Genomic DNA, 508 nt, shown 5'->3' on the forward strand with positions numbered 1-508 from the left:
GGGATGCCTCTAGTCAGCAGGCGCACGAGGCTTTGCTACAGAACCGCTTTACCACATCTGTGGGCTCGTTTCGTAGTGAGGCTGTTGCCAAGAACACGATACGAGCTATCATCGATGAGACCAAGACCATCAAGCTAGGCGATGAGATCAAAATGCGTCTTATGGAGGATATACAGATAGGCACTGTAGTGGTACCTAAAGGTACGACTATTGTGGCTAAGTCAAACCTGACAAACAATCGTCTACAGCTGAAAGTTACCTCTATTGAGTATCGGGAAAGAATCATAGGAGTAGACTTGTCCGCCTTTGACCTTAATGGTCAAGAGGGGTTGTACGTACCTGTAACAGCGGAAGCTGTGGGACTCAAAGCCCTTGGAGAGGGCTTGGCAGAGACAGCCACAGGTGGTATCTCTATACAGCAGAGTGGCAAGGATCAAATCCTCGCCAATGTCTCCAACGGACTCATACGTGCAGGGGGCAACTACATGCGCTCTAAGGCTAGCGAGGT

At 49.8% G+C, this 508-nt stretch carries 1 protein-coding gene; it reads left to right on the top strand.

The genetic code is table 11. From position 1 onward, the window contains the following. On the top strand, nucleotides 1-508 hold a 508-nt coding region (gene traM, locus PORUE0001_RS09300), incomplete at both ends, for a conjugative transposon protein TraM (protein ID WP_007366189.1).

The sequence above is a fragment of the Porphyromonas uenonis 60-3 genome (assembly GCF_000174775.1).
Lineage (GTDB): Bacteria > Bacteroidota > Bacteroidia > Bacteroidales > Porphyromonadaceae > Porphyromonas > Porphyromonas uenonis_A.